The sequence below is a fragment of the uncultured Tateyamaria sp. genome (assembly GCF_947503045.1).
Lineage (GTDB): Bacteria > Pseudomonadota > Alphaproteobacteria > Rhodobacterales > Rhodobacteraceae > Tateyamaria.
The window spans coordinates 203,753-228,240 of sequence record NZ_CANNCF010000004.1 but is presented as its reverse complement, the minus strand read 5'-3'; the positions used below and the strand labels follow the sequence as shown (position 1 = coordinate 228,240).

General features: G+C 60.3%; 21 protein-coding genes. 12 read left to right on the top strand and 9 right to left on the bottom strand.

Annotation, left to right across the window (positions count from 1 at the left end):
* Positions 1-29 precede the first annotated feature (29 nt).
* The 3 genes from Q1A89_RS17355 to Q1A89_RS17345 all read left to right on the top strand — a co-directional run bounded on the left by Q1A89_RS17355 (position 30) and on the right by Q1A89_RS17345 (position 1,835).
* Positions 30-437: a DUF2852 domain-containing protein gene (locus Q1A89_RS17355; protein WP_299731230.1), complete on the top strand. Its 408-nt coding sequence runs from the start codon at positions 30-32 to the stop codon at positions 435-437.
* 77 nt (positions 438-514) lie between these two features.
* Positions 515-949 carry an RDD family protein gene (locus tag Q1A89_RS17350; RefSeq protein ID WP_299731227.1) on the top strand — a complete coding sequence of 145 codons (435 nt, stop codon included), beginning with the start codon at positions 515-517 and terminating at the stop codon, positions 947-949.
* Positions 950-1,016: 67 nt separating this feature from the next.
* Positions 1,017-1,835 carry an arginyltransferase gene (locus Q1A89_RS17345; RefSeq protein WP_299731224.1) on the top strand — a complete coding sequence of 273 codons (819 nt, stop codon included), beginning with the start codon at positions 1,017-1,019 and terminating at the stop codon, positions 1,833-1,835.
* Between the two features lie 537 nt (positions 1,836-2,372).
* Here the strand turns inward: Q1A89_RS17345 and Q1A89_RS17340 are convergent.
* The 4 genes from Q1A89_RS17340 to Q1A89_RS17325 all read right to left on the bottom strand — a co-directional run bounded on the left by Q1A89_RS17340 (position 2,373) and on the right by Q1A89_RS17325 (position 9,127).
* Positions 2,373-3,272 (bottom strand): haloalkane dehalogenase, encoded by a 900-nt coding sequence (locus Q1A89_RS17340; RefSeq protein WP_299731221.1) that lies wholly within the window; start codon positions 3,270-3,272, stop codon positions 2,373-2,375.
* Between the two features lie 1,284 nt (positions 3,273-4,556).
* Positions 4,557-6,911: a TRAP transporter large permease subunit gene (locus Q1A89_RS17335; protein ID WP_299731219.1), complete on the bottom strand. Its 2,355-nt coding sequence runs from the start codon at positions 6,909-6,911 to the stop codon at positions 4,557-4,559.
* A gap of 64 nt (positions 6,912-6,975) precedes the next feature.
* Positions 6,976-7,932, bottom strand: a complete 957-nt coding sequence (locus Q1A89_RS17330) for a TRAP transporter small permease subunit (protein WP_299731216.1) — start codon at positions 7,930-7,932, stop codon at positions 6,976-6,978.
* Between the two features lie 112 nt (positions 7,933-8,044).
* The gene (locus Q1A89_RS17325; RefSeq protein WP_299731213.1) at positions 8,045-9,127 is read right to left on the bottom strand and encodes a TRAP transporter substrate-binding protein; all 1,083 of its coding nucleotides are present in this window, start codon (positions 9,125-9,127) and stop codon (positions 8,045-8,047) included.
* 251 nt (positions 9,128-9,378) lie between these two features.
* Between Q1A89_RS17325 and Q1A89_RS17320 the strand changes: the two genes are divergently transcribed.
* The 6 genes from Q1A89_RS17320 to ilvN all read left to right on the top strand — a co-directional run bounded on the left by Q1A89_RS17320 (position 9,379) and on the right by ilvN (position 15,358).
* On the top strand, positions 9,379-10,842 hold the full coding sequence (locus Q1A89_RS17320) for a cache domain-containing protein (RefSeq protein ID WP_299731210.1): 1,464 nt from the start codon (positions 9,379-9,381) through the stop codon (positions 10,840-10,842).
* The gene (locus Q1A89_RS17315) at positions 10,839-11,498 is read left to right on the top strand and encodes a response regulator transcription factor (protein WP_299731207.1); all 660 of its coding nucleotides are present in this window, start codon (positions 10,839-10,841) and stop codon (positions 11,496-11,498) included. Before Q1A89_RS17320 ends, Q1A89_RS17315 begins: the two co-directional genes overlap by 4 nt.
* Before the next feature lie 49 nt (positions 11,499-11,547).
* Entirely contained in the window at positions 11,548-12,306 is a 759-nt protein-coding gene (locus tag Q1A89_RS17310; RefSeq protein ID WP_299731204.1) for a methyl-accepting chemotaxis protein, read from the top strand.
* A gap of 500 nt (positions 12,307-12,806) precedes the next feature.
* Positions 12,807-14,558, top strand: coding sequence for an acetolactate synthase 3 large subunit (locus Q1A89_RS17305; protein ID WP_299731201.1), 1,752 nt, complete (start codon positions 12,807-12,809; stop codon positions 14,556-14,558).
* A gap of 2 nt (positions 14,559-14,560) precedes the next feature.
* On the top strand, positions 14,561-14,788 hold the full coding sequence (locus tag Q1A89_RS17300) for a hypothetical protein (RefSeq protein WP_299731198.1): 228 nt from the start codon (positions 14,561-14,563) through the stop codon (positions 14,786-14,788).
* A 9-nt stretch (positions 14,789-14,797) separates the two neighbouring features.
* A complete protein-coding gene (gene ilvN, locus Q1A89_RS17295) occupies positions 14,798-15,358 on the top strand; it encodes an acetolactate synthase small subunit (RefSeq protein ID WP_299731195.1) in 561 nt (186 codons plus the stop codon).
* On the opposite strand, the gene Q1A89_RS17290 is transcribed toward ilvN, so the two are convergent.
* Entirely contained in the window at positions 15,355-16,152 is a 798-nt protein-coding gene (locus Q1A89_RS17290; RefSeq protein WP_299731192.1) for a helix-turn-helix transcriptional regulator, read from the bottom strand. The two genes, ilvN and Q1A89_RS17290, sit on opposite strands and share 4 nt — an antisense overlap.
* 88 nt (positions 16,153-16,240) lie before the next feature.
* Here Q1A89_RS17290 and Q1A89_RS17285 point away from each other — a divergent pair, with 88 nt between their 5' ends.
* From Q1A89_RS17285 to Q1A89_RS17275, 3 genes are all read left to right on the top strand, one after another.
* Positions 16,241-16,738 carry a hypothetical protein gene (locus Q1A89_RS17285; protein ID WP_299731188.1) on the top strand — a complete coding sequence of 166 codons (498 nt, stop codon included), beginning with the start codon at positions 16,241-16,243 and terminating at the stop codon, positions 16,736-16,738.
* 110 nt (positions 16,739-16,848) lie between these two features.
* Complete coding sequence (locus Q1A89_RS17280; protein ID WP_299731185.1) at positions 16,849-18,003, top strand: SRPBCC family protein; 1,155 nt, start codon at positions 16,849-16,851, stop codon at positions 18,001-18,003.
* Positions 18,000-18,218, top strand: a complete 219-nt coding sequence (locus Q1A89_RS17275) for a hypothetical protein (protein WP_299731182.1) — start codon at positions 18,000-18,002, stop codon at positions 18,216-18,218. Before Q1A89_RS17280 ends, Q1A89_RS17275 begins: the two co-directional genes overlap by 4 nt.
* Here the strand turns inward: Q1A89_RS17275 and Q1A89_RS17270 are convergent.
* The 4 genes from Q1A89_RS17270 to Q1A89_RS17255 all read right to left on the bottom strand — a co-directional run bounded on the left by Q1A89_RS17270 (position 18,215) and on the right by Q1A89_RS17255 (position 24,416).
* On the bottom strand, positions 18,215-19,006 hold the full coding sequence (locus Q1A89_RS17270) for a DUF2189 domain-containing protein (RefSeq protein ID WP_299731180.1): 792 nt from the start codon (positions 19,004-19,006) through the stop codon (positions 18,215-18,217). The two genes, Q1A89_RS17275 and Q1A89_RS17270, sit on opposite strands and share 4 nt — an antisense overlap.
* A complete protein-coding gene (locus Q1A89_RS17265; RefSeq protein WP_299731177.1) occupies positions 19,003-20,541 on the bottom strand; it encodes an amidase in 1,539 nt (512 codons plus the stop codon). The genes Q1A89_RS17270 and Q1A89_RS17265 overlap by 4 nt, the downstream gene beginning before the upstream one ends.
* Positions 20,542-20,640: 99 nt before the next feature.
* Positions 20,641-21,765: a peptide chain release factor 2 gene (gene prfB, locus Q1A89_RS17260; RefSeq protein ID WP_299731957.1), complete on the bottom strand. Its 1,125-nt coding sequence runs from the start codon at positions 21,763-21,765 to the stop codon at positions 20,641-20,643.
* Positions 21,766-21,905: 140 nt separating this feature from the next.
* On the bottom strand, positions 21,906-24,416 hold the full coding sequence (locus Q1A89_RS17255; RefSeq protein WP_299731174.1) for a PBP1A family penicillin-binding protein: 2,511 nt from the start codon (positions 24,414-24,416) through the stop codon (positions 21,906-21,908).
* Positions 24,417-24,488: the final 72 nt, after the last annotated feature.

The window sequence follows — 24,488 nt, the reverse complement described above, 5'->3', positions numbered from 1 at the left end:
CCGCCCCGCATCCCGCGAAAGGTTTGAAAATGGCAACCATGTCCACCACAGCCCCGGCCGCCCAAAGCACCGGCAACTGGTTTACCAAGACCGAACGCTGGCTTGACGACAAGGGCAAAGGTGCCTGGATCGCGGCCATGGTTCTCGGCTTCATCTTCTTCTGGCCCGTTGGCCTCGCCCTTCTGTTCTACATGATCTGGAGCAAACGCATGTTTTCGAAATCCTGTACCTCGCGCCGCATGAGCACCACGATGAACGCCATGCGTCCCACCGGCAACGCAGCCTTTGATGCCTACAAGTCCGACACGCTGCGCCGCCTCGAAGACGAACAGCACAATTTCGAGGCCTTCCTCGAGCGTCTGCGCGAAGCCAAGGACAAGTCCGAATTCGACCAGTTCATGGATGAACGGGCCAAGGCCGCCAAAGCCGAGGACTGATCCCATCTGACCCGACCAACCGGCCCCTGCATCCCACAGGGGCCGCAGCCCTGTCTGACCCGGAGCTTGAGCAAGACATGCACCTCGCCGATCCCCTCACCCAGCCCCAGTTTTACCGCGACGTGGCCGCCAAACGGTTTCTGGCCTGGATCATCGATACCATCGTCATCGCCCTGTTCAGCCTGCTGATCGTGCCGTTCACGGCCTTTGTTGCGCTGTTCTTTTTCTTTGGGCTGATGGCGGTGGTGAGCTTTGTCTACCGCGTCATCACGCTTGCCACTGGCTCGGCCACATGGGGCATGCGCCTGATGGCGGTCGAGATCCGCGACGCGCGCGGCGCGCAACTTGATCTGGGGCAGGCCTTCTTGCACACGTTGGGCTACACGATCAGCTGGGCCATTGCCCCGTTGCAGTTGATTTCGATCGTGTTGATGGCCACATCAAACCGCGGCCAGGGCCTGACGGATGTCGTGATGGGCACAGCCGCCCTCAATCGCAAGGCCCGGGCCTGAGGCCGACACGTTATACTTGCCTCGCGGCGCAGCATCGGTATCATCCGCGCAACCACTCGGGAAACCCATGCGCCACACCCTACCTCTTGCTCCGCAGTTTTACGTGACTGCGCCACAGCCCTGCCCCTATCTGGAGGGGCGGATGGAGCGCAAGTTGTTCACGGCGCTGCAAGGGGACAATGCGGACAAGCTGAATGACAGCCTGAGCCAGCAAGGGTTCCGCCGCTCGCAAAATGTGCTCTATCGCCCGTCCTGCGCCGAATGCTCGGCCTGTCTGTCGGCGCGCATCGACGTGTCCGCCTTTGGCCCCAGCAAAAGCCAGCGCCGTACTCAAAACCGCAACACCGATCTTGAGAGGCGCGCCACGTCCCCGTGGGCGACCGAGGACCAGTACGAGCTGTTTCGCACCTATCTCGACAGCCGCCATGCGGATGGCGGGATGGCGGACATGGATGTGTTCGAATTCGCCGCGATGATCGAGGAAACACCGATCCGCAGCCGGGTGATCGAATATACTGAAAAAGACAGCCGCAAGCTGGTTGGGGTCAGCCTGACGGATGTGCTTTCGGACGGGCTGAGCATGGTCTACAGCTTTTATGCGCCCGACGCACCACAGCGCTCGCTGGGCACCTACATGATCCTCGATCATGTCCGCATCGCGCGCGAGGCGAACCTGCCTTATGTCTACCTGGGCTACTGGGTGCAGGGCAGCCAGAAGATGGGCTACAAGTCCAACTTTTCCGGGCTCGAGGTCTATCTCGGCGGCAGCTGGCAAAAAATGAAAGACCCCAAGAATTTCCGCCCCAACACGCACCCCTTGTCGACCGATCCGATTGCGGAACAGGTCGCCAATATCTCGCTGCCCGACACCCGGCCCACACGCTGAGGATCTGGCGTGTCCCAGCGTGGGACAGGACTCCGCACACGCAAAATCAATGGGTTACAGAGGCGGATTAGGAGTCCGTTAAGACTTGGCCCTCAGCATCGAGAGACAAACCGTTGCCGACAAACGTGGATCGCGTCGACGGCTGACACGTGCCGAGAAGGGTGATTTTGAACCTATTGCGACTGTGCCGCGCCGATCCATTGCCAGTCCGCGGTATGGCGAGGCTACGCTGTTTCCCGTGCAATTTATGGATCAAGGTTATCTCTCCGCTGCCATGTCGCGACAAAACCATCCAAGCCGCCAGCCCGTCATGCCAAAGGCATGCCGACCTATCATAGGCGCACCTTTGGCGCGGCGGTGCGGACTGGCCCCTCTCGGCAGATTTGGCTGGGCCAAATCGCCTGCCGGGCATTGGATGGATCGGCGCTTCGCTTGAGTCCGATCCGGGTGCTTAGATTTGGTGGTGTAGCGAAAGGCGGCTTTCGTGCACTAAGCAGACCAACAATCCAACTCGTTAGGCACTGTTGGTTGGATTGTTCAGTTAAGGTCACCTAACTGCTTCAATGCCGCATGTGCGATCGGCTCTCCCCACTCCTGCACAAAATGTCCTGCTTCATCCATGACCATCGGCTCCGGGCAATGTCTTATGGTGTTTCGGAGTTGGCCCATGACAGGCAGACCAAGCACCGGATCTTTCGCGCCGATGGCCATGAAGCTTTCGCCGTCCCACTCTGATGCCCAAAATTTGCGCGCCCGCCTGGCTATGTCGATACCTTCCATCCCCGGTTCAACCATCACCAGTTGCGGAAACCTGCGAACCCCCGCCTTGTGACGCTGATCCGGGAACGGCGCTTCATAGGCTTGCGCTTCTGGCTCGGTTAAATGCGGGCAGGCCCGCTTCATCAAGGCGCCGCAATCCATGTCCGGACGGCGCGCTACATAGTCTTTCCAACCTTGAAAACCTTCGCCAAGGCTCTCGCCGGTCGGGAGTGCCGTGTTCATAACGATCAATCGGGAAAACCGTTCCCTGACATCCATGGGCAGGGTCAGTCCCAGAATGCCGCCCCAATCTTGCACCACCAAAGTGATGTTACGAAGATCCAGCTTCGCGATGAAGGCAAGCATCATGTTGCGATGAAAATCAAAGGTATAGACTGCGTCATCGACAGGCTTGTCGGACCTTCCAAAGCCCAGCCAATCCGGCACGACGACCCGAGCACCAGAATTCGAGAAAATCGGTATCATGTGACGGTAAAGGTATGCCCAAGTTGGCTCTCCTGGCAGGCAAAGAAATGTTCGGTCTGTGTCAAGGGCGCCTTGGTCCACATAGTGCACCCTAAGACCGTCGTAGCCTTCCAGATCATCAACATAGTTTGCGGGAAAATCGTAACCGGGCAGGCCCACAAATCGCTCATCCGGTGTCCTCAATACATCCATAACTAGCTCCTTTCACGGCCTGACATTGAGGTATCATGTCCAGTCACACCCGCTCTGGCAATCTGCCTTTCGTCACGGTCCGGTTTGTCCCGCACAGAATAAGTTCACCTTTTGCCAAGATTTGCATGTGCAGCGAACGGCAAGAAAGCAGGTTGCGACTGCAGCATCAGAAGGACGGGTTCAAGGTCGGCTCTGGGCCGTCATAGGAGGTCCGGTTGAGTTGCGGCAGGGGGCAATGCTGCATTGACTCTTATGGCAGCTTTGAGCCCCAAAGCAGACAGTCACCGATGATGCAGAACTAGCTTTTTGCACTTTCTTTGACTGCACTTGTTTAGATAGACGAGTCTTCCAGCTAAATTTTCCAGCTTGCAAGCAAACAGGTGCAACAGCATGAGTAATCGCCCATTAGAAAGCGAAAATCCGTTTGAGTATGCCGCCCGGATGGCTGCTATAGAAGATAACTTGTTTTTGCTAAAATCGTTAGAAACCCACTTTGCGTTGAGCGCATTGGAAGCAAAGTCCATTTGGTTAAGTTGTCCCCAATATCAAGAAAAATTCTGTAGACGCCGAATCAAGGCGAGCAAAAAAAAGGGGAGGTAGTGAATACGGCAACAAGGTATTTCTCCAAAGACGTTTCAAGCTTGAAGGCCAGGAGTTAGACGAAATTTTTGAAGAATTTTGGCTAGCTGGCGAAAACGCTGTGTCACAGAAGTTTCTCAACAGTATGTCGCCTCATCGGATCGCCAAAGTACAACTGACGGGTAAAGCACAGAAAGCGATTGAAATACTCGCGACTAACTACGGCTTACGTTAGCAATCCTGATCGCCAACCAATGTCGGCTTTGTCCCGCAAAGCCGACTGTCATTCGATCCCGCGCCGATCCATCGCCAGTCCGCGGGATGGCGAGGCCACGCACCTTCCCGGGCGCTTTATCGATCAAGGATATCGCGCCGCTGAACTGTCGCACCAAGACCAGCCAAATCGCCAGCCCGGTCGGGCGGACTGGCCCCTCTCGGCAGATTTGGCTTTGCCAAATCGCCTGCGGGGCAGTGGATGGATCGGCGCCTTCGGCTTGATTCCGATCCGGGTGCTGAGTGGGTGCGATGCAGCAAAAGTCGGCTTCGTCCCGCAAAGCGGTCTTTTTCATGGGTTATGAACACCCTTCTCATCGGCCGCTGCATCTTTCGCCCTGCGGTCTCTGACCGCCCGCTGCCGCTGTGCCAATCAATAGAAAGAACAAGGGCGGCCCATCGGGCCGCCCTTTCCTTTGGGTCACACCGGATCTAGTTCGGGATCAGGTCCGGGATCAGGGTCACGATGCCCGGGAAGGTCCACAAGAGCGCAAGCCCCGCCACCTGGATCAGCACGAAGGGGATGATCCCGCGATAGATGTGCCCTGTGGTCACCTCTTTGGGTGCGACCCCGCGCAGATAGAACAGCGCAAAGCCGAAGGGCGGTGTCAGGAACGACGTCTGCAGGTTCACCGCGATCATGATTGTCACCCATTTGGGATCAAACGTGCCGCCATAGATCACCGGCCCCACAATCGGGATCACGATGTAGATGATCTCGAGGAAGTCCAGAACGAAGCCGAGGATGAACAACACCAGCATCACGATCAGGAAAACGGTGAACTCGTTGTCGAAGGATTTCAGGAACTGCTGGATATAGTGCTCGCCCCCGAAAGAGATCACCACGAGGTTCAGCAGTTGCGAGCCGATCAGGATGGTGAAGACCATCGAGGTGACCTTGGCCGTCTCGCGCACCACCGGCGACAGGATGCCGTTGGTCCAGAGCACGTAGCAGCTGAACAGCAGTCCAAACAGCGCGTAGAGGTAGGCGGCATAGGCCACGAAGAAGGCGATCCAGCTTTGTGCTGTCACGTTGTCCTGATTGATGCGCAGATCGAAGTTCACGCCCACCAGGATGCAGATGATGATCGCCAGCGTGGACCAGATGATCACCTTGGGGCTGCGGTCCAGATCCTTGAGCTTGCGATAGGCCGCCAGCATGATCGCCCCGCCCGCCCCGAGGGCCGCAGCCGGTGTCGGGTTGGTGATCCCGCCAAGGATCGAGCCCAGCACCGCCACGATCAGGATCAGCGGTGGGAAGACCACGCGGATCAGCTCGTTGCTGGCGCAGCGTTTGGTCGCCTCGACCACGCCATACATGATCAGTGCGAACGGGATTGCCATCACCACGATGTAATAGCCAGCGCTGTTCAGTGGCCCGACAAGGGCGATGTCCACCAGCAGGGCCAGCACAACGCCGATGCCACCAATGATCAGAGGCCGCGGGTCGGCGCTGGGCGAGATGCCGCGCGCGGTGGTCAGGATCAGGCCCAGAATGATCAGCAGGATCGCGGTGCCTGTGCCGATGGGCGCCGCTGCGTCGACCAGATCATCCAGCGCGGTGGCCAGTTCCTCTTCGCTCAGGCGTTCGGATTGTTGCACGCCGCCTGCGGCCGCGATGGCCTCCTGTTCGGCGATGGCCTCGTCCCAGGCCGCTTGCCCGTGCAGTTCGATCATGGCCGCCTGACAGTCTTCGCCCACATTGGTGCGCAGCGAGGCCGCCTGACCGATATCCGAGAAGGAGGAGATGGTGGTTGATTGGCTGCCCACGACATTCAGGCTGCCCAGCAGGATGGTGCCCACGATGATCAGGACCGGCGCGCCAAGGAACCATGTGAAGGCTTCGGACCGAGTGACCGGTTCGGCGTTGGTGGCCCCCATCTCGACCGCGGGGGCCTTTTCCGGGTTCAGCAGCGCGTAACCAAAGGCATAAAGCGCATAGAGCAGTGCGAGCAGGATGCCCGGCAGCAGGGCCGCCTGAAACAGTGTGCCCACAGAGACAACCGCTGGCTCGCCCAGATAGGTCAGCGCATCGGTACAGCCCACGGATTGCGCCCGCGCCTCTTGGGCGGCGGAGTAGAGATCTCCGGCGAGTGTGCCCAGCAGGACGATCACGATGGAGGGCGGGATGATCTGCCCCAACGTGCCGGAGGCCGCGATGACCCCGGTGGAGAGCTCGGGCGAATAGTTGTTGCGCAACATGGTTGGCAGGGCCAGCAGGCCCATGGTGACCACGGTGGCCCCCACGATGCCGGTCGAGGCCGCAAGGAAGGCGCCCACAACGACGATGGACACGGCAAGGCCGCCCGGCAGCGGTCCAAAGACACGCGCCATGGTGGTCAGAAGGTCATTGGCGATCTTGGAACGTTCCAGCGTGATCCCCATCAGAACGAACATCAAAACGGCCAGCAGAGTCTCGATCGACTGGCCCGCCAGCACCCGCTCGTTCATCCGGTTCACAACGAAAGAGACGTTGCGATCCAGCGCCACTTCCCAGCCCGAAGGGAAAACGGGTTCTGCGATGCGGGCAAGGTCCGGGTAGCTGAACACCGAGATGGCGTCCGGTTTGACCCCGCTGTTCACAAGGTCGCGGTAGGCCTGACTGCCCTGGTCAATCGCCTGGTGGATCAGCAGCCCCGCACTGTCGAGGGCTGCGATAATGCCAAAGGAAATCACCCCTGCCCCGCCAATGGCGAAGGCCACAGGAAAGCCCGAAAGAATGCCGCCAAACAGGCAGACAAAGACGATGATCAGGCCGATCTCTACGCCATCAAGTCCAAACAACATTGCTTACTGTCCCCGTCTTACTTTCATCACGCGGCCCGGGCGGCGCCCGGTCCGTCACGCAAAATCAGTGTGTGCCCTCATAGGCTTCTTCGCCGTCGCCCAGCGTGTCGCGATCCATGTACTTGCCTTCGCTCTCTTCACCCTCTTTCCACTCGAGATATGAGCGCATGAAGAAGGCGACGCCGTGCAGGAAGACAAGACCGGCAAAGGACACCAGCAGGATCTTGAACAGGAAATACCCGTTGAACCCGTTGGGGCTGAAGCCGATGGTCTCGACGCTCCAGCGCACGGCGCGCGAAGTGCGCAACAGCCGCTCAAGGTCGTAGCTGGCCGCCGGGTTGGGTGTGATCAGGTGGCGCCACAGGAAATACCAGCCATAAAGCCAGATCAGAACGGCCGTGGGCACCATGAAGATGATCGACCCAATCATGTCGATCATCCGTTTGGCGCGGTGGCTGACGGCCGCATAGATCAGGTCGACCCGCACATGGCCGCCCTGCACAAAGGTGTAGGTGACGCACAGGCACACGACCATCGCGTTATAGAGCTTCAGTTCCTCGGCAAACCACGAGATGTCGAATTGCAGCGGAATGCCGAACCCGAACGAGATGTCTGGCCGGGTAAAAATCCGCTGCATGAAGACGATGACGATCTGTTGCAGCACCATGAGCAGCCCGGCCCATGCAAAGAGACGCCCGGTGCCGTTGGCAAAGCCTTCGAGCACGCGCACGCAGCCCCACATGAACGCGTTGCGCCACATGCCGACCCCGATCACGGTCACCAGCACCGCCAGCACCACAAAGAAGAATTCCGTTGATCCACCGTAATAGACAAATCGCATCAGCGATTCCTTGTCTTCGGTGGTGTTGGCCCAGGTCAGCCAGTCCAGCCACGAGGCCGGATGGGTGATCGCATAGGCCAGATTGTAAAAGCCAAGCGCAAGGCTTTGAAAAAACCAGATCAGGCCATCAAAAAATGTCGCAAAGAAGCCGACCGCCTCGGCGCCGTTTTCGTTTTCCATGTGATTGCCCCTCCACGGTTCGCTCAACTATGGCGCGCAAACCGATCCCCGTCATCTTTTATGTGCCGGGAGCCCCGTGCTGGGGCTCCCCGCGGTCTTGGTTGGTCGGGCCTTAGCCGCCCAGCACGCGCACGCGCTGTTCGACATAGTAGCCGTCGGATTTGTTGATCCAGCTTGCCGATGTCGCAAGGCTTTCCTCGAAGGACGCACGGGTGCGTGCAAACAGCTCGTCGCCCATGTTCTCGTCCATGACGGTTTTCGAGGCCGCGCCGAACGCATCCCACACATCGTCGCTGAACTGCAGGGTCTTGACGCCTTGCTGTTGCAGACGCGCCAGTGCGGCACCGTTGTTGGCCAGTGTCTCGGACAGCTGGTAGTAGGTGGTTGCACGGCTTGCGTTCTGCAGGATGGCCTGATGCTGAGGCGTCAGGTCATTCCAGACGTCGAGGTTGACGTTGGCCGCCAGCGCCGAACCCGGCTCGTGGAAACCAGCGGTGTAGTAGACTTTCGCCACTTCCTGGAAGCCGGCGCGTTCGTCGGCCATCGGGCCAACCCACTCAAGACCGTCCAGAGCACCGGAGGACAGCGCTTGGTACAGTTCACCACCGGGGATGTTCTGCACGGACGCACCCAGCACACCCAGCACTTTACCGCCCAGACCGGGCATACGGAATTTCAGGCCGTTGAAGTCGTCAGCCGAGTTGATCTCGTTGCGGAACCAGCCACCGGACTGCGAACCGGAGTTACCCGCCAGCAGGCCTTTGAGGTTGAAGATCGAGCCCAGTTCATCGTGCAGTTCCTGACCGCCACCATGCTCGTACCAGTTGGTCACCTCTTGCGCGGTGCCGCCAAATGGAACGGCTGTGTAATAGGCATAGGCCGGGTGCTGACCGATGAAGTAGTAGTCAGCCGAGTGATACATGTCCGCCTGCCCCGAGGACACGGCGTCGAACACTTCGAACGCACCGACGAGTTCGCCGGGTGCTTTTTTGTCGATGGTCAGCTGACCGTCGGACATGGCGCCAACGAATTGCTCAAGGTAGCTGGCGGCATCGTCCAGAACGGCAAAGCCGCGTGGCCAGGATGTGACCATGGTCAATGTGCGCTTGCCCTGGGCATAGGCCGGTGCAGCGAGTGTGGTGGCGGCAGCGGTGCCACCCAGTGCAGACGTCTTCAGAAAAGAACGACGATCCATAGAGATACTCCTCCCAAATATGATGAACGCATCCCGCGCACGGCACGGCGAGCGTTTCGAGTGTGGCCACACTAGCGAGGGCGGCCAGATTGGGAATACCTAGTACTGCGTAGAAAACCCGCAAAAGCCCCGTTCTGGTCAGTTTTTTGCACCAATTTCGGGCGTTTTGATGCGTGCCGAAACTCTGTTAGCGCGACCAATTGGGGTGCTACCTCTTTGATTCGCGCCCCTTTCGTCGTATCGCAAAGGATATGCGAGACCTGTTTCCCAACCTGCGCCTGACCTATGCCCAAAAGCTGGCGCTTGTGGCCGCCATACCGCTGGTTCTGGCGGTGGCGGCCATTGCCGCCCTTGTCGCGGTGCAGGCCCGCGCGCTGGCCGAACGCGAGATCCTCGCCCTTGAGACCCAGCTGATCGAGGCCAAGAAGCGGGAATTGCGCAATTACGTAACGCAAGCCCGCAACGGGTTCTACTTTATCTATGGCTCTGCCGCTCCGGATGACCAGGCCGCCAAGGATCAGGTGGCCCAGATCCTGTCGGCGATGATCTACGGCGATGAGGGGTTCTTTTTCGTCTATGACTATGACGGCACCAATCTGGTCAGTCCCCGCCAGACCGAAATGATCAACCTGAACCACCTTGATCTGACCGACAGTCAGGGCACGCCGGTTGTGGCCAACCTGATCGACATTGCCCGGCAGGGCGATGGATACCTGACCCACCTCTGGCCCAAGCCGACCACCGGGCAAGAGGCCGAGATGATCACCTATGTCACCTCGTTCCCCTCGTGGCGCTGGGCGGTGGGCACCGGCGTGTTCATCGATGACGTGCTGGCCACGGTTGCGGCGGCCCGCGCCGAGGTCGAGGCCCGGGTGGAGCGCACGTTTTACTATATCTCCGGCATCACGCTGGCCGCATTGTTGCTGGTTTTCGCCTCCGGCATGGCCCTCAATTTCCGCGAACGCCGTCTGGCCGATGCCAAGCTGAAAAAGCTGACCCAGCGGGTGCTCGACGCGCAGGAAGAAGAGCGCGGGCGCGTGGCGCGCGAGTTGCATGACGGGATCAGCCAGATCCTCGTGGGCGTGCGCTATGCGCTCGACAGCGCGCGGCGGCGGCTGGAAAAGGGCAATGGCGACGTGGAATCCCCGCTCAAGCAAGGCATCGACAACCTCGGCACCGCTATTTCCGAGGTCCGCCGAATCAGCCGCGATCTGCGCCCCGGTGTGCTTGACGATCTGGGCCTTGGGCCTGCCCTCAAGGCGCTGGTCGAGGATTTCGGCCAACGCACGGGGATTGCAGTGGAATTCGACACCGTTGTGTTCCGCAACCGGCTGGACCCGGATTCCAAGATCGCCCTTTACCGCATCGCCCAGGAGGCCCTGACCAATATCGAGCGCCATGCCGATGCCAGCAAGGTCTCGGTCGACCTGCGCGGACACAAGCGCGGGGCGACATTGCGGATTTCGGACAATGGTGTGGGGCTGGACCGCACCCGCCGCCAGCGCGCCAATGGCATCGGATTGCGCAATATGGCCGAGCGGGTCGAACAGCTTGACGGGCAGTTCCGCATTCTGTCGAGCGCCACGGGCACGGGCGGCGGCACGGTGATCGAAGTGACAGTGCCCCTGTCCCATTTGCTGCCCCCTGACCCGGCCAAGCCCGACACCTCTCACCCCGACCCCGTCCTGACAGACAAGGAGCGCGCCCGCGCATGACGACCCCCGACCCTGCCCCCCTGACCCGCGTTGTGATCGTCGATGACCACCCGATGGTCGCGCAAGGCGTGCAATCCGTTCTCGAAGATCACGAGGGCCTTGAAGTGGTCGGCACCCTTGGCACGGGCCGGGCGGTGATCGAACAGCTGGAAGAGCTGAACCCGGACGTGATCCTGATGGATCTGAACATGCCCGGCATGGGTGGGCTGACGGCCACCGAACTGGTGCTGGAAAAACGCCCCGGCACGCGGGTCTTGATCCTGTCGATGCATGACAGTCCGGAATATATCTCCTCCGCCCTCAGCCACGGCGCGATGGGCTATATCCTCAAGGACGTGCCCACAGACGAGATCGCACGGGCGATTGAGACGGTGATGCGCGGCGAGCGCTATCTGTGTACCGGGGCCAAGGGCGCGATTTCCCCGCGCAGTGCAGATGTTCCGGGGGCACTGACCGGGCGCGAACAGACCATTCTGCTGAAATTGGCCCAAGGCCTGTCCAACAAGGACGTGGCCACCAGCCTCGATATTTCGGTGCGCACGGTCGAAACCCACCGCAAGAATATCAAACGCAAACTCGGCATTTCCTCGACCGCCGGGCTGACCCGCTATGCCCTTGAACACGGGGTGTTGCAGGGCACCGGAAATGCGCTTTGATGGGGCGCGGATAACGGTTTGTTTACAGCACTGACGGTAGTGTCCGCCCATGACACAGATGCCCCGCTTTGACACAGCCCCGCCTGATGATCCCGCTGCCCTGTTTGCGCAGCGGCGGACCGCGATTGATCTGATCGCGACGTCGCGGGCCAAGACCATTCGCGTGGCATTGTTTGCAACCTATCTCTACCGCCCCCACCCGACGCATCCCGAGGATGACAAGACGCGGGCCGGTTGGCGTGGGGTGGTGCGGGAACAATTTGACGAAATGGACCGGCTCTGCACCATCCTGACCGGGCGCGACCCGCTTGACGAGGTGCCGTCGGAAATCTGCACATGGATTGCAGAGCATGGCGCTGCAAACCCGGACGCGGTTGCCGCCTTCCGGCGCACGCGCGATCTGACAGGTGACATCCTGCGCGCGGCAGAGACGGACAATCAGACCGACCTTGGCGTCGCACTTGAGGCGCACAAGGCCTATGGCCGCAGTGGTTTTTTTGAGAAGGTGACCGGGTTTTGCGACGGCCTTTGGGCCCATCTCGACGAGAACCGGCATCAAGAGGTCATGGCCGCCAAGTCCGCCGCAGCCGCCATTTCCAGAACCCTCACGCGGCTCGAACATATCGGCAAGCATGTACGGCTTGTGTCGCTGAACGCCTCGGTCGAGGCGGCGCGGGTTGGCGATGCCGGGCGCGGCCTTGGCGTGATCGCGGTCGAGTTCAAGTCGCTGGCCGAGGAAATCCAGCATCTGGCGGTGACCGCAGGGGCTGACATCCGGAAAATGGCAGGCGGAACGGACAGCCGCTAGGGTCACGACCCGCTCATCCTGCACCAGTGGCTTGACAGGCAACCTGTCAATTCGACAAGACACCAAATCCGCTTCATCTTGGCAGTGCCGGAAACTTGTAATGTGAACCCCACTTCGGTGCATGGCCCAAACCCCTGAAATTTACCGGATTTGGCGCCTGTGACGCGGGGTGAATGGCTCCTGACCGTGGGCAAGTCGGGCACATCACCGCCTGAATTTACGGTTCTTGCGACAAAAGCGTATCTTGCGCAACATAATGTCAAAATATTCTGCCCTCGAGACACTTTTTTCGGGCGTTTGCCTGTTGACGCCCATTTTCCCCCCGCATAATGTCCGCTCACGCAACGAAAGGGCCGATGGGTCAATGACACTACTTGTCGTCATCAACAGGTACACGCGCATGGGCCGGTAACGGAACTCCAGAACGATCCCCATGCGCCTCCGAAACCCGGGGGCTTTTTTTTGCTTGAACGAAACCGAAAAACGCGGAGCGCGCGGATATGACACGTCAAATGACCGGAGCGAAAATGGTGGTTCAGGCCCTGATTGATCAGGGTGTGGACACGGTATTCGGATACCCCGGAGGGGCCGTGCTACCCATTTACGACGAGGTCTTTCAGCAGAACTCTATCCGCCACATCCTTGTGCGCCATGAACAGGGCGCAGTGCACGCCGCCGAAGGCTATGCACGTGCCACCGGCAAGCCGGGCGTGTGTCTGGTGACCTCAGGTCCCGGTGCCACCAATGCGGTGACGGGTCTGACGGACGCGCTGATGGACAGTATCCCGATCATCGTTCTGACGGGCCAAGTGCCCACCTTCATGATCGGCTCGGACGCCTTTCAGGAGGCCGACACCGTGGGCATCACCCGCCCCTGCACGAAACACAACTGGCTGGTGAAAGAGACCGACAAGCTGTCGGGCGTACTGCACGAGGCCTTTCACGTGGCGACTGCGGGGCGCCCCGGCCCGGTTCTGGTCGACATCCCCAAGGACGTGCAATTCGCCACCGGCACCTATCAGCCCAAGAAACCTTCGACCTCGCACTACAAACCGCAGGTCAAGGGCGATATGGAAGCGATCACCGAACTGGTGGCCGCCCTTGAGACCGCCAAGCGTCCGATCTTTTATACCGGCGGCGGCGTGATCAATTCCGGCCCTGCCGCCAGTCAGCTCTTGCGCGAGCTGGTGGAGGCAACCGGCTTTCCCATCACATCGACCCTGATGGGGCTCGGCTGTTATCCTGCTTCGGGCGAGAAATGGATCGGCATGCTGGGTATGCATGGTCTTTACGAAGCCAATATGGCGATGCACGACTGCGATCTGATGATTAATATCGGCGCCCGTTTTGACGACCGGATCACGGGGCGCATCGATGCGTTTTCACCCAAGTCCAAAAAGGCGCATATCGACATCGATCCGTCCTCGATCAACAAGGTGATCAAGGCGGACATCCCGATTGTCGGCGACGTGGCCCACGTGCTTGAGGACGTTTTGAAGGTGTGGAAATCGCGCGGGCGCAAGACCAACGCGGAGGCCCTGGACAAGTGGTGGGCGCGGATTGATGAGTGGAAAAAGATCAACTGCCTCAAGTTCGAACAGAAGGGCAAGGTGATCAAGCCGCAATACGCCCTGTCCCGCCTTGAGGCGCTGACGAAGGATCACGACCGTTACATCTGCACCGAGGTCGGTCAGCACCAGATGTGGGCTGCGCAATACCTGAACTTTGAAGACCCAAACCGCTGGATGACCTCCGGGGGGCTTGGCACGATGGGCTATGGATTCCCCGCCTCCATCGGGGTGCAGATGGGCCATCCGGATGCGCTGGTGATCAACGTGGCGGGTGAGGCCTCGTGGCTGATGAACATGCAGGAACTGGGCACGGCGATGCAGTTCAACCTGCCCGTCAAACAGTTCATCCTGAACAACGAACGCCTTGGTATGGTGCGCCAGTGGCAGGAATTGCTGCATGGCGAGCGCTACTCGCATTCGTGGTCCGAGAGCCTGCCCGATTTCGTGAAGCTGGCCGACGCCTTTGGGGCCAAGGGAATCCTGTGTTCCGACCCGGATGATCTGGACGACGCAATCATGGAGATGATCAACCACGACGGCCCGGTGTTGTTCGACTGTCTGGTGGAAAAGCACGAGAACTGCTTCCCCATGATCCCATCGGGCAAGGCGCATAACGAGATGCTGCTGGGCGAGGCGGAAACGCAGGGCGTGATCGACGCCAAGGGGAGTGTGTTGGTTTAACAATGAAAAAAGCTGACGCGCTCAAAATGATACGTTCGCTTGCCCTTGATTGGGCACGCGAGACAGGTGTGGAACATGGGCAGAATGCAATTCCCGATTTCTATGATTTTGTCTCTTGGTGTCAAAGCAACGGTCACAGAAACTTGTTCGAATTCCGCTCAACTGAAGGCTCAATGGAAGCTGCCGAAAATGTGTTTGACGAAGCCCTCGGGCAAAGTTGGAGAAACTAGGAAAAGCAAATGTCAGCCCTAAAACTCAAAAAAGGCTCCACGAGCCATTCCGCCTACAACCTGCGCCCCACCTTTTCGGACGTTGAGGAAAAGCACACGCTTGCGGTGCTGGTTGAAAACGAGCCCGGCGTTCTGGCCCGTGTGATCGGACTGTTCTCGGGGCGTGGCTACAACATCGAAAGCCTGACCGTGGCCGAGGTCGACCATCAGGGTCACCTGAGCCGCATCACCATCGTCACCACCGGCACGCCGCAGGTGATCGAACAGATCAAGGCGCAGCTAGGTCGCATCGTATCCGTCCACAAGGTCAATGACCTCACCGTCGAAGGGCCTTCGGTCGAGCGGGAACTGGCGATGTTCAAGGTCTCCGGCAAGGGTGATCAACGGGTCGAGGCCTTGCGCCTGGCGGACATCTTTCGCGCCAATGTGGTGGACAGCACGCTGGAAAGTTTTGTCTTTGAAATCACCGGCGCGCCGGAAAAGATCGACGCCTTTGCCGATCTGATGCGTCCGCTTGGATTGATCGAAGTGGCGCGCACCGGTGTCGCCGCCCTGCCCCGCGGCGATTAACTGAACTGCACGTCAGGCTGCAACAGGCGCTGGTGAAACGGCAGGAGGTCGTTCAGATCGCAATAGCCTGACGTCTTGCCGGCGGCCTTGGCCTTGCCGATCCCGGTGCCGAGATGCTCATAGACCATCCGCACGACCCGGTCTGACTCAGCACTTTCGCGCACGGTGCGGGCGACATAGCCGACCCAATAGTTGTTTTCAAAGGACGTGACCCGGCTCAGGAAATTGAACGAAGCGGTCATTGCGTCCTTGCGCGAAATCAGTGCGGCAATGCCGTCTTCCTGGCGCAAGACCAACCCGCGAAATTCGCGGGCTGTTCTGTCAGTGCCGAGCCCTTGCGCGGCCATTGCGGCGCGCGCCTCGTAACCGCGGATGAAGGTGCAATTCCCTTCGCGAAAAACCCGCACCAGCCCGCTGACAAACTGATCGCGTGCCATGAAGCTGCGGCGGGAAAAGCGGTAAAAGCCCGACGGAAATACAGTTTCATCGATATTGGACACACCGCCCCCGACGAAATCGCGCAGGAACGCCCCCGACAGCGGGTCATTGCCCCGCCCGATCGTGTCCACGGGTTCCAGCAAGACGCGCGCGTCCACTTTGAAAAAGGCACAGATACGGGCAAGGACGTCCGGGCGCGGAAAACTCTCGCCGGACAGATAGCGATTGAATTGCGTGCGGTTGATGCCAAGCTGACGCGCCAGTTCGGAAATCGAAGGGTAAGGTTCCGCCAGAAGCCGCAGATTGGCACCAAACATACTGCGCAACTCCGCCGGTGATCTGCGCGTATCTGCCATTCTAGTCCCTTTTCGCGATTTTCAGCATATTTCAGAACAGTCTGTGTATGACGCTCGTTAAACACTGGCTTTCGCGAAATGACGCCACATGGCGTCAGAGCTGACGCGAAACGCAATCAAACGATACTCCTGTGGACACAAAATGCAAGCGTGCGTTGCGGACTTAACCGTATCTCAAACGGGTCAAATTGGGTTTTATGGTAAAAGTCCAACTTTGGGTAGAAATATGATTGGTATAATACTGTGGTGCGATCCTTCTGACCAGAAGGCAGTCATCTGGTGCGAGGATCAAGGTGATCTGGCCTATTTGTCGGGACGCGAAAAGGTCGATGTGCCGGAGCCGTTCTTCGAGGTCGGTGATGTCGTTGAATTCGATGTTCAAACATTGCGCAACATGCGCCTTGCCCTAAACCCCACTCGCGTTGAGCATAGAAATTCGGGAACATCCCTGTCCGAAGGTTTGCGGTCTGTGCCCGTGATGGAAAACCACGTTGTCAGCAATACGGCCAAGGTCATTCCCTTCCGTGTTGATCATGGACCACGTGTTGCGGCATCTCCGGCGGATCGCCAAAAACTGCACGGCTAACCCCTTTGACCACCATGTCCGTGTCGGGGATGGGAAGTTTTGGTCGAAATTGCACAAATGACGGCGCACGCATCCGGTATGCTGATTGAAACAGCATCCGGAGGCCTGCCATGTCCCACACCGACCTCGACGCCGTGCGTCAGCCGATCCATGTGGCCCGTGGATTGCCCAATGCCCACTACATTGACCCGGTTGTCTTTGAGGAAGAGCGCAGCGCGCTGTTGATGGCGGGCTGGTCCGGTCTGGCCGCAGCCGCCGATGTGCCCGAACCGGGCGATGCCAAACCCCTGACTTTTCTCGGCATGCCGCTGTTGCTGATCCGCGACCGTGCGGGACAGGTGCGCGTCTTTCACAACACCTGCCGTCACCGCGGCATGATCCTTGTCGATGCCCCGCGCAAGATCGAAGGGGCGATCCGCTGCCCCTATCACAGCTGGTGCTATTCGACCGAAGGCCGCCTTGTCTCGACTCCCCATGTGGGCGGCCCCGGCCAGAACACCGTAGAGGGAATCGACCGCGACCTGCTGGGGCTGATCGAAGTGCGCAGCCATATCTGGCTGGGCGTAGTGTGGATCAACCTGTCCGGCGCGGCCCTGCCGTTTGAAGAGGCCAATGCAGATCTGCTGGCCCGCTGGTCCGAGTTCGACAAACCACTGTTTCATGGGGGGCCGGACAGTGCCTTCCAGCTTGAGGTCAAATGCAACTGGAAACTGGCGGCCGAAAACTACTGCGAAAGCTATCACCTGCCTTGGATTCATCCGGGCCTGAACAGCTATTCCCGGCTTGAGGATCACTATCACATCGAACAACCCGGCCAATTCTCCGGTCAGGGCACCCGCGTCTATCGCCAGTTAACGGGCGAGGATGGACAGACGTTTCCCGATTTCGAAGGGCTGAGCGCCAAGTGGGACACGGCGGCAGAATACATAACCGCCTTTCCCAACGTGCTGTTGGGTGTGCATCGCGATCATGCCTTTGCGATCATTCTGGTTCCTCATGGGCCCGGTGAAACTGTAGAGAATGTGCATCTGTTCTATGCCGTGCCTGACACTGATCCGGCCTTGCGAGTCAAAAACACCGCCCTGTGGAAAGAGGTGTTCGAAGAGGACATCTTTGTCGTTGAAGGCATGCAGCGTGGTCGTCATGCGCCCGGTTTTGACGGGGGACGCTTTTCCCCGGCGATGGACGGGCCGACCCATTTGTTCCACGATTGGGTGGCCGAGCACATGGCCCTGCACCGCGCAATCGATCACGCGGCGGAATGAGCGATCTGGACACGCGGCTGCTGGCCGCGCATGCCTCGGGTGATCTGCACGCGTTGGTGACCCTGTACCAGACGGCAGCGGATGGCGCCGAGACCGAGGATGCGCGCGGTTTTTACCTCACCCATGCACATGTTTTTGCGCTGGAAATAGGGCATCCTGACACGGCTTGCTTGCGTGCGGCCTTGATCGCAATGGGTCGCGAGACCCCGCTTTAACGCGCACCGGCCGCCATCTGGGCATAGACATGCCAGGAGGCGTGGCCCAGCCAGGGCAGGATGATCAACAGCCCCAGCAGGCCCGGCAGCATCGCCAGACCCAGCAGCACCACGATCACCACAGCCCAGAGCAGCATCGCTTTTGGATGATTGCGCACATGGCCCATGCTAGTCAGGATTGCCGTCATGTAATCCACTTCGCGCGCCAGCAAGAGCGGCAGGCCGAGCACGCACATCGCATAAAACAGATAGGCGAACAGCCCGCCCACCACCGTGCCAAGCGCCATCATCATCAGCCCGTCGGCGCTGAGAAAGACATCGAGCGAGGTCGTGACATTCACCATCGGCTTCAGCCCCAGAAACAGGGCAAAGATCATGTGCCCAAGGAAGAACCAGAACAGCAGCCCCACCACCATCAGCATCGACAGCCACGGGATCTGCCGCCCCCGCTCGATCCGCAGACGGTGCAGTACGGCGCCAAGGCTCACCGGCTCACCCGCCCCCAGACGGCGCGACACTTCGTAAGTGCCAAGCGCACAGAGCGGGGCGACCAGAGGAAAGCCAAAGACCGCCAGGATCAGCCAGAACGTGTGCCCGGCCCAGAGCGTCAGCCCCAGCAGGAGCCACCCGGCCAGCACTGCCGCCGCACCAGCCAGCAGACCAAAGCCCGGTCGCGCCCGGAAATCGGCCCAGCCCAGACGCAAGGCCCGCGCCACGAACCCTTCGGGAGGCGCGTGAAACGGCGGCACGCCTGCGGGCAGGTCAGGATAGGGATTGCTCTGTGTCATCCGTTGGCCCCTTCTTGCAGTTTTGGTGGTCTGCGGTCCGGCCAGTCCGTGGCGCCATGCCAGGCCTCAGCCAGCCGCAGCAGCTTTGCGTCACTGCCGCGCCGCCCGATCAGTTGCAGACCCATGGGCAGATCGTGCGGCCCGCCAAACCCTGCCGGCACACAGACCGCAGGCAGGCCAATCAGGCTGGCGGCAATCACCACCTCCATCCATCTATGATAGGTGTCCATCGTCGTTCCCGCAATCTCGCGGGGCCAGTCGATGTCGACGTCAAAGGGCCACATTTGCGCTGATGGCAGCGCCAGCACGTCATAATGGTCAAACAGGTCAGCGGCCGCCTTGAACCAGTCCGAGCGGATCACGCTGGCGCGGTGCACCTCCATCGCCGACAGCGCAAGGCCCCGCTCGATCTCCCAAATGGCAGTGTCCTTGAGGTGATCACGCCGCGCGGGATCGGCATGGATATCGGCCAGCCCGCCGCACACGGACCAGCTGCGCAGGGTGATCCACGCCTCCCACAACGCATCGCGGTCAAAGGGGGCAGCCAGCGGCTCAACCGTCACACATAGATCGCCCATGCTGTTGAGCGCGCTCTCGCACAGCGCGAGCACCCCGGGCTCCATCGGCAATGCGCCGCCCCAATCCCCCAGCCAGCCGATGCGCATGCCAGTAGCACCGCCGGTTATCTGTGGCAGACTCGGGGGCTGTGCGACACCGTGCGGCTGGCGCGGATCGGGGCCCGCCATAGTATCCAGCAGTGCCGCCAGATCACGCGGGTTGCGCGCCATCGGCCCGTTGGTGGCGAGTTGATGCAGGAAATTGTCGCCCACCGGTTCGGACGGCACCACCCCCCAACTGGGCCGCATCCCATAGACGTTGTTCCACCCCGCCGGATTGCGCAAGGACCCCATCATGTCCGACCCATCCGCAAGGCTGAGCATGCCGCAGGCCAACGCCACCCCTGCCCCGCCCGACGACCCACCGGCACTGCGCGTTCGATCATAGGGATTGCGCGTGGCGCCAAAAACCGGGTTGATGCTGTGCGAGCCAAGCCCGAATTCCGGTGTGTTTGTCTTGCCAATGAAAATCGCACCCGCCGCGCGCAACCGGGCGATTGACACATCGTCCTGCGGTGCAACCGTGCCTGCAAACAGCGGCGACCCCATCGAGGTGGGCAAGCCTTTGGCATTGGCGAGATCCTTGATGGCCATGGGAATGCCATGCAACCAGCCCCGGTTCGGGCTGGCATCCGCCGTCGCAGCCTCTGCCATCAGCGCATCGGCGTCCCGCAGGGACACAATCGCATTCACAGTGCCATTGGCCGCCTCGATCCGCGCCAGGGTCAAGGCCATCACATCGCTTGCCGTGATGTCGCCCGCATCCATATGCGCGCGCAGCGCGAGGGCTCCTGCTTCGATCATCACATCCTCCCCGGTCCGGTTTTGCCGTTGCCACCGCCTGCACCGCGCACGGTCAAGAGGAGCGCATGGCGTACGGGAAAAGGCCGACAGCCCTGCCTGAGTGGATGTGGCCATGTCCCGTGCCGCAGGGTTGACGTTTTGTCTGGCAATATCAAGGGAGAGCGGATGCGAAGCCGAGCCCTCGGCGTGACTGGCCCGCGCAGGGCTGCGCAATCAGTCGCCTTGCGCTTCGGCCCGGCTTTTGCCCGACACGTCCAGCGCCAAAGTCGCGGCCATGAACCCGTCCAGATCACCGTCCAACACACCCTTGGTGTCGGAGGTCTCAAAGTTCGTGCGCAGGTCCTTCACCATCTGGTAGGGCTGCAGCACGTAAGACCGGATCTGGTTGCCCCAACCCGCATCCCCCTTGTTCTCGTGCATCTCGTTCACGGCCGCATTGCGGCGGTCGAGTTCGAGCTGATAGAGCCGCGATTTCAGCGCCTTCATCGCGATATCGCGGTTCTGGTGCTGGGATTTTTCCGAACTGGTGACCACGATTCCGGTGGGCGCGTGGGTGATGCGCACCGCCGAGTCGGTGGTGTTCACGTGCTGACCACCCGCCCCGGAGGATCGGTAGGTGTCGATACGGATGTCGGCCGGGTTCACCTCGATCTCGATATTGTCGTCGACCACCGGATAGACCCCAACCGAGGTAAAGGACGTGTGGCGCTTGGCGGCGGAATCAAACGGGCTGATGCGCACAAGGCGGTGCACGCCGGATTCCGATTTCAGCCAGCCATAGGCGTTCTGGCCACTGATCTTGTAAGTTGCGGATTTGATCCCCGCCTCTTCACCGGCCGACTCAGACTGCAATTCAACCTTGTAGCCCTTCTTTTCCGCCCAGCGGACATACATGCGCGCCAGCATCGAGGCCCAGTCGCAGGATTCAGTGCCTCCCGCGCCCGAGTTGATCTCGAGGAAGGTGTCATTGCCGTCGGCCTCGCCATCCAGAAGCGCCTCAAGCTCTTTTTGGGCGGCGAGCTTCGCCAGCGACTTCAGCGCGCCTTCGGCATCGGCCACCACTTCGGCGTCTTCTTCCATCTCGCCAAGTTCGATCAGTTCGATATTATCGGCCAGATCCTGGGAAATGCGGCGATGCACGTCCAGCGCATCCACCAGCATCTGGCGATCCCGCATCAGCTTTTGCGCGGCCTCGGGATTGTCCCAAAGGTTCGGGTCCTCAACACGGGCGTTGAATTCTTCTAGGCGATGCTGCGCGGTTTCCATATCGAGACGCTGCGCCAGCAACTCCACCGACTTTTCGATCTCGGCCACGATGTTCTGAATTTCGGCGCGCATCTCGTATTCCTCATCTCGCAGAGCCTCGAGATAGCCCAAGCCCAAGCGCGCCACAAGCATCCTTCACTTGGCGAGATAAACTCCGGGGGACGCGCGCCAGCGGGGGGGGCTGGCCCCCTCGCCGGCTGAGCCAGTGCGCCTCAGTAAAGCCCGCCGGAGCTCAGTGATCCGAAACTGGCCTTGGGCCCCACAACAGCCTTGCGGCCCGTGGATGTCGTGACCTGTCGCCCGCCTGCGGCGGCCTCTTCAAACAGCGGCAGGTCGGCCCCCATGGCAAAACCGCCGTCAAAGGCGATGCCAAAGATCGGGTCTTCCCCCTCGCGGAAATACTCGGCCACAACGTTGGGACCCGAGGCGCTGTCGCTCAGACGTGCGCCGGTAAAGCGGTCGATCTTGATGAAATACCCACCCGGAGGCACTTCGAATGCGCCGCCGCCATATTTCTGGATAGCCTCGGACATGAAGGCCTGGAACACCGGCCCGCACATACCACCCCCCGACGCACCGCGCCCAAGGCTGCGGGGCTGGTCGTAGCCGATGTAGCACCCGGCCGCGATGTTGCTGGAAAAGCCGATGAACCACACGTCCTTGGCGTCGTTGGTCGTGCCCGTCTTGCCCGCAATCGGCACCGGCAGCTTGACCGAGCCCGAGGCCGTGCCACGCTGTACCACGCCCTGCATCATCGAGGTCAACTGATAGGCGGTGATCGGATCCATGATCTGCGCCCGGTTCGAGGCGATGCGCGGCCCGACGCCGGGATCAAGGCTGGCCAGACGCGTACAGTCATTGCAGGTCCGCTCGTCATGGCGATAGACCGTGCGCCCATAGCGGTCCTGCACCCGGTCCACGAGGGTCGGCTGCACCCGCTCGCCGCCATTGGCAAACATCGCGTAGGCCGACACCATCTGATACAGCGTCGTCTCTTCGGACCCCAGCGAGTTGGCCAGAAACGGCGCCATATTGTCATAGACCCCGAACCGTTCAGCGTAGGATGCGACGGTTTCCATACCGATCTCTTCGGCCAGACGGATTGTCATCAGGTTGCGCGAGCGTTCAATGCCTGTGCGCAATGGTGTGGGACCGTAAAACTTGTTGGACGAATTGCGCGGACGCCACAGGCCTTGCGGCGTGTTGATCTCGATCGGGGCATCGACCACGATTGTTGCGGGCGTATAGCCACTGTCGAGGGCCGCGGCATAGACAAAGGGTTTGAAGCTGGAACCCGGTTGCCGCTTGGCTTGTGTGGCGCGGTTGAACACCGAATGCTGATAACTGAACCCGCCCTGCATCGCGATCACGCGACCCGTATCCACGTCCATGGCGACAAAACCACCCTGTGCCTCAGGCACCTGACGCAAGGACCAGCGCAGGAACGTGCCGCCATTGTCCGCCGTCATCGCGCGCACATGCACCACGTCGCCAATTTCGAAATTGTCGAAAAAGTTGCCCTTGAGCCATTTGATATCTTCGCGGGGCACGACAGGTGCGGGCTCGCTGTCGCTCCAGCCTTCGATGCCCAGACGCAGTTCCTGATCCGCGACCTCCAACACCACGGCGGGCCGCCAGACGCCGTCCAGATCAATGTCGCGTGCGACCTTCATGTCGGGCAGCAACTCAGCCCAGTTGTCGATCTGCTCGGCCTCGATCTTTTTGCCGGTGCCGCGCCATGTGCCGCGCCCGCGGTCATAGGCCTCAAGCTGCTTGCGCAGCGCACGCGCCGCGATGGGCTGCATTTCGGAATCGATGGTGGCGCGCACGGTATAGCCGCCGGTAAAGAACTCGCCCTCGCCGAAATCCTGGCTCAGCTGGCGGCGGATTTCATCCGTGAAATAATCGCGTGGCGGCAAGTCGCCCTTAAAGCTGGAAAAGTCCCCGTTCTGGACCGAGCGCAGCGGCATGTTGCGCTCTTCCTCGTACGTGACCTCGTCGAGATAGCCGTTTTCCATCATCTCCTTGAGCACGAAGTTGCGGCGCGACAGCAGCCGGTCCTTGCGGCGAACCGGGTGATAATCAGACGGCGCCTTGGGCAGCGAGGCAAGGAACGCCGCCTCGTGCGGAGCAAGTTCATCAAGGTTCTTGTTGAAATAGGTCTGGCTGGCGGCGGCCACCCCATAGGAGTTCTGGCCGAGGAAAATCTCGTTCAGGTACAGCTCGAGAATTTTTTCCTTGCTCAGCGCCCCTTCGACCCGCGCGGCCAGGATGATTTCCTTGATCTTGCGTTCGGCCTGACGGTCACCCGAGAGCAAAAAGTTCTTCATCACCTGTTGCGTGATGGTCGACGCGCCACGCACATCCGCACCGCGCGTACGCACCGCGTCATAGGCCGCAGCCCCGATGCCGCGCAGATCGTAACCTTCGTGGGTGTAGAAGTTCTTGTCCTCGGCGCTGATGAACGCCTGCTTGATCATTGGCGGGATCGTCTCGGCCGGGGTGAACAGGCGACGTTCCTGCGCGAATTCGTCGATGATCCGCCCCTCGCCCGAATAGATGCGGCTGATCGTCGGCGGCTGGTATTGCGACAGGGATTCGTGGCTGGGCAGATCGCGCCCGTACATCCAGAACACCGCCCCCACGGACAGCGCAATCATCGCAATGCCCATGGTGAGTGTCGTGAAAATCCCGCCGAAGAAGGACAAAATGAACCGAAGCATGACCGCTCGCACCTGTTTTTGATAAGGTTGCTTTATGTGCCCATCATAGGGGACGCGCGCAAGGGCGTCAAA